Genomic DNA, 4606 nt, shown 5'->3' on the forward strand with positions numbered 1-4606 from the left:
CTGGCCGGCGGCGGCCCCGGTGGCCTGGGTGGCTGATTGGGCGGCGCCTTGGGTGGCATCGGGCGCGGCGGCGCGGGATGCCTGGGCTGGCTTCCGGTCTGGCCGCGCCGGGGCGCGGGCGGCGCCGTGGGGTTCGTCTTCTCCGGCAGCGCGGACCACGCGAGGGTGGGTGGCCCGGCGTCCCGCGTCGGCCTGGCCTGGTGCGGGCGGCTGGCCTGGCCCTGTTGCGGTCCGACCGCGAACGTCAGCCGCGGCCCCTGCGGGTTGCCGACGTTGATGCTCTGGCCGTCGTGGATGTCGATGACCGGCATCCGGTAGCCGTTGACGTAGGTTCCATTCAGCGAGCCGTTGTCGATCGCCAGCCAGCGGCCCTGATCGAACCGCACGATCAGGTGCGCCCGGGAGATCCGGGGATCCGGAATCCGCAAGTCCGCGCTCGCGTCACGCCCGACGACGACCTCATGGCCTGCCGCGAAGGAGCGTTGGGACCCGTCGTGCCGGATTGTCAGGACAGGGGGGGCGGGTCGAGTCACTACTCAAGTATCGGTCCGCCGCTGGAGTGGGCTCCACGGGACTCGCCTGTGATTTGTCTTTATTTCGGTTCGGCCACTCAAAGCTGTTTCATAGCTTGCTGAGACCAACCGCCTACCGAGATCCGGCATGATCCCAGCGTGAGGGGAGTTAAGGGAGTTGCGTCCGGCGCGCCGAGCGCACCACCGCGCCGGCCCGATGCCTACAGATAGCGCAGAGAAACCAAGGGGGCGACGATTGACGGACGAACACAAGGGCACGACCCGGCGCATCGATGCCGGGCGACGGCTGCTGAGCAACCCGCGTCTGGCCCGTGAGGCGCTGCGGACGGGCTTTCACTCGCTGCCCTCGGCGACCGTCGCGCACCTGTTGCGCCGCGTTCCGCCCGTCAGCTCGGCCCCGAACGCCGAGCCGCCGGCCGTGGAGGTCAGCGGATCGCGCCTCGCACTGAGCAGCGGCGCGCCGTTCGACGGCTACACGATCCTGCGGCAGCTGGGCGCCGGCGGCATGGCCGAGGTCTACCTGGCGTTGCATCCCCGGTTGCCGCGTCGCGACGTGATCAAGGTGCTCGCCGAGGGGGTCACCGCCGATCCCGAGTTCCGGGAGAGGTTCAACCGGGAGGCCGACCTGGCGGCGACGCTCTGGCATCCGCACATCGTCGGCGTCCACGACCGCGGCGAATTCGACGGCCAGCTCTGGATTTCCATGGACTACGTCGAGGGCAACGACGCCGCGCGGCTGGTCAGGGAGCGGTACCCGGACGGGATGCCGATCGACGAGGTGTGCGCGATCCTGCAGGCCGTCGCCGGGGCGCTCGACTACGCACACGATCGCGGCCTGCTGCACCGCGACGTCAAGCCCGCCAACATCCTGCTCACTCATCCCGAGGACGGTGAACGCCGAATCCTGTTGGCGGACTTCGGCGTAGCGCGCCACCTCGCCAACATCAGCGGCATCACCGAGACCAACGTCGCGGTGGGGACGGTGGCGTACGCCGCGCCCGAACAGCTGACGGGTGCCAACATCGACGGCCGCGCGGACCAGTACGCGTTGGCCGCCACGGCATTTCATCTGCTCACCGGCGCGCCGCCCTTCCAGCACTCCAACCCGATCGCGGTGATCAGCCAGCACCTGCACGAGGATCCGCCCCGGCTCAGCGATTACCGCCCGGACTTGGCGCACCTCGACGACGTGTTCTTCACGGCGCTCGCCAAGCAACCCGAGGACAGGTTCGAGCGCTGCCGCGCGTTCGCGGCCGCCATCAGCGAGCAGGTCTCCGACGAGGGCCTTGGCGCCCAGGCCGGTGGCGCTTTGATGACGCCGCCGCGGCGGCGCGGGCCGCGTGGCCTGATTGCGGCGATGAACCACCGGTTCTCGTCGCGGACCCGGTGGGCGACCGCGTTGCTGTGCGCGGTGCTGATCGCCATCGCCGCGACCTGGTCGGTCCTGTACTCGTTCCAGCCGGAGAGCCCGCCGGCCAACGTCCCGGCGCTGGCGTCGAAACCTTCCGTCCCGGCGCCGAGCGCGGCGCCCGTGAGGCCCGGGGGGCCGGTGCTCAACGGCACCTACAAGTTGACCTACGACCGCAGCAGGCAGACCACCAACGGCATCCCGATCCGTCACGACGGCCCTGCCGCCAGCTGGTGGGCGTTCCGCTCGGTGTGCACGACCAACGGGTGCGCGGCGACCGGAACTCAGCTCGACGACGCCAACCACCAGGTGGCCAGCACCACCGATGGCGGTCACACGTACGCGTTGCGCTTCATTGGTGGCTACTGGCAGGGCGGGTTCCAGCAGGAGCGGTCGGGCTGCACTCAGCCGAACGGACAAGTCATGGCCACCCAGCAGGAAAGCGTCGCAGGGTCGTTGGCGCCGCAAGCTGACGGCACGCTGCGCGGCACGGTGACGCAAACCGCTCTGTCCAATGAGTGCGGCGCGCAGGGAGCGGTGGTGCGGGTGCCGGTGGTCGCCACCCGGGTCGGCGGGGCCCCGCCGTCCGTGCCCGTGGCCGATCCCGCCCAGGTGATCAGCGCCTCGACCACGCCGTCCCCCGCGGCGGCGCCGGTCCTGGGCGGGCCGTGCAGCGACGCCGACAAGCTCGCCTACGACCCGACCAACAGCGAGCAGGTCGTCTGCGAGGGCAACACCTGGGCCAAGGCGCCCATCACAATGGGGGTACACGCCTCCGGTGGCTCATGCGACCGGCCGAACACCTCGGTGTTCGCCATGTCCACCTCGAGCGACGGCTACCTGCTGCAGTGCGATCCGGTCACCCGCACGTGGACCCGCCCCGGGGCATAGCGTCGGTGCTCAGGCCGGCGAGCGTGCGTGTCTGTACGGCGACACGCCGGCATTAGTGGCAATTTGCGCGCGCTCGCGGCGCCGGCGGCGGGCGCCCACTAAACCTAAATGTCGGTACCCGGCTCTACCCTGGTGGCATGGCCTTCGCCACTGAGCATCCGGTAGTTGCGCATTCGGAATATCGCGCCGTCGACGAGGTCGTGCGCGCCGGCGGCCACTTCGAGGTGGTCAGCCCGCACTCACCGGCCGGCGACCAGCCCGCGGCCATCGAGGAGCTGGAGCGCCGGATCCATGAGGGGGAGCGCGACGTGGTGCTGCTCGGCGCCACCGGCACCGGCAAGTCGGCCACCACAGCTTGGCTGATCGAACGGCTTCAGCGCCCCACCCTGGTGATGGCGCCCAACAAGACGCTGGCCGCCCAGTTGGCCAACGAGCTGCGAGAGATGTTGCCGCACAACGCCGTCGAGTACTTCGTGTCGTACTACGACTACTACCAGCCGGAGGCGTACATCGCGCAGACCGACACCTACATCGAGAAGGACAGCTCCATCAACGACGACGTGGAGCGGCTGCGGCACTCCGCGACGTCGTCGCTGCTGTCGCGCCGCGATGTGGTGGTGGTGGCGTCGGTGTCGTGCATCTACGGCCTGGGCACCCCGCAGTCCTACCTGGACCGCTCCGTCGAACTGCAGGTCGGGAACGAGGTGCCCCGCGACGGGTTGCTGCGGCTGCTGGTCGACGTCCAGTACACCCGCAATGACCTGTCCTTCACCCGCGGCTCGTTTCGGGTGCGCGGCGACACCGTGGAGATCATCCCGTCGTACGAAGAGCTGGCCGTCCGCATCGAGTTCTTCGGCGACGAGGTCGAGGCGCTGTACTACCTGCACCCGCTGACCGGTGACGTGGTTCGCCAGGTCGACTCGCTGCGGATCTTCCCGGCCACCCACTATGTGGCCGGTCCGGACCGGATGGCGCATGCGATCTCGACCATCGAGGAAGAGCTCGCCGAGCGGCTGGCCGAATTCGAGAGCCAGGGCAAGCTGCTCGAGGCCCAGCGGCTGCGGATGCGCACCAACTACGACATCGAGATGATGCGCCAGGTCGGCTTCTGCTCGGGCATCGAGAACTACTCGCGTCACATCGACGGTCGTGGGGTGGGTACGCCACCGGCGACGTTGCTCGACTACTTCCCAGAGGATTTCCTGCTCGTCATCGACGAGTCGCACGTCACGGTGCCCCAGATCGGCGGCATGTACGAGGGCGATATGTCGCGGAAACGCAACCTGGTGGAGTACGGCTTCCGGTTGCCGTCGGCCGTCGACAACCGGCCGCTGACCTGGGAGGAGTTCGCCGACCGGATCGGGCAGACGGTGTACCTCTCGGCGACACCAGGGGCCTATGAGCTCAGCCAGTCGGCCGGGGAGTTCGTCGAGCAGGTGATCCGCCCGACCGGACTGGTCGACCCGAAAGTCGTGGTGAAGCCGACCAAAGGTCAGATCGACGACCTGATCGGTGAGATCCGCAAGCGCGCCGCCGCCGACGAGCGGGTGCTGGTGACGACGCTGACCAAGAAGATGGCCGAGGACCTCACCGACTACCTGCTGGAGATGGGCAGCCGGGTGCGCTACCTGCACTCCGAGGTCGACACGCTGCGCCGCGTCGAACTGCTGCGCCAGTTGCGGCTGGGAGAGTACGACGTGCTGGTCGGCATCAACCTGCTCCGCGAGGGTCTCGATCTGCCCGAAGTGTCGCTGGTGTCGATACTGGACGCCGA

3 protein-coding genes are annotated in these 4606 nt (G+C 69.0%); 2 read left to right on the forward strand and 1 reads right to left on the reverse strand.

Annotated features, from left to right (window positions below; genetic code table 11):
* A partial coding sequence (locus tag JWP83_RS15700) for an FHA domain-containing protein (RefSeq protein WP_297731526.1) occupies positions 1–533 on the reverse strand: 533 nt, incomplete at its 3' end.
* A 235-nt stretch (positions 534–768) separates the two neighbouring features.
* Here JWP83_RS15700 and JWP83_RS15705 point away from each other — a divergent pair.
* Positions 769–2832, forward strand: a complete 2064-nt coding sequence (locus tag JWP83_RS15705) for a serine/threonine-protein kinase (RefSeq protein ID WP_297731528.1) — start codon at positions 769–771, stop codon at positions 2830–2832.
* 137 nt (positions 2833–2969) lie between these two features.
* On the forward strand, positions 2970–4606 hold a 1637-nt coding region (uvrB, locus tag JWP83_RS15710), incomplete at its 3' end, for an excinuclease ABC subunit UvrB (protein ID WP_297731530.1).

Source organism: Mycobacterium sp. (assembly GCF_025965855.1).
Lineage (GTDB): Bacteria > Actinomycetota > Actinomycetes > Mycobacteriales > Mycobacteriaceae > Mycobacterium.